Raw genomic sequence first — 847 nt, forward strand, 5'->3', positions numbered from 1 at the left:
TTTGAATTGCATACAATTTTTATCTCACCCAGCCAAAGCTGATCCCATTTTGTTAGCATTTGTATTTGCGGTATACTTAGCATTCATTTGGATCATTCCCTATGTGGCATCCACTGCTGTTAGTTTGTGCATATTCATCGGACTCTGGCTCCTGACCGATTTCTTTTGGGCTGTTTCCGGCCAAGAGCAGGGTGCCGCCTATTTTTTGATTGTATTTTTAATGATATATGCCGCCTTTAGACTCCCTTCACGGCTATCCTTGATCTTCACAGCATGTTTAATTGGAGGCAACATATTACTCCTATCCTCACAAGGGGGAAGCTTGAATACCATCATCAGCAACATCTCGATCATGCTCGGTCTGTACGTCCTCTTCTCCTCCATGCGTTTCAGACGAGAAGCGAGAAGGGAGGCTGAACGGAATCATGCTGAATTGGCAAAAATGCATGTGCAGCTGGAGCATGCTCATAAAGAACTCCAGAAAGCGCATGCAGAGCTGCAGGAGGCTTCTGTTCTTTCATTAAGGTACGCGGTCCTTGAGGAACGTACAAGAATTGCCCGCGACATTCATGACAGCATCGGTCACGAGCTGACTTCTGTGATTGTTCAGCTTCAATCCCTTCCCTATATCCTTAAAAGCAGCAAGGAGGATTCAGAAAAAGTCATTCAAAATGTACTGAGTGTCGCCAGGGAGTGTCTTCAAGAAGTGCGGTCTGTTGTTCACCAAATGGGCCGTAGTGAATCGATGGTGGGGCTTACCGCTTTGCGGGGGCTCATTCATCAAGTGGAGGAACGGAGCGGCTTGCACGTTTCTTTAGATACTGCCGGACTGTCAGAAGAGTCTTGG

The 847-nt window shown here is 46.8% G+C and carries 1 protein-coding gene; it reads left to right on the forward strand.

The features are described from left to right. Position 1 precedes the first annotated feature (1 nt). On the forward strand, positions 2 to 847 hold an 846-nt coding region (gene yxjM, locus ACWHAR_RS25175), incomplete at its 3' end, for a two-component system sensor histidine kinase YxjM (protein WP_452088195.1).

It is taken from the genome of Bacillus sp. LR--39 (assembly GCF_053613335.1).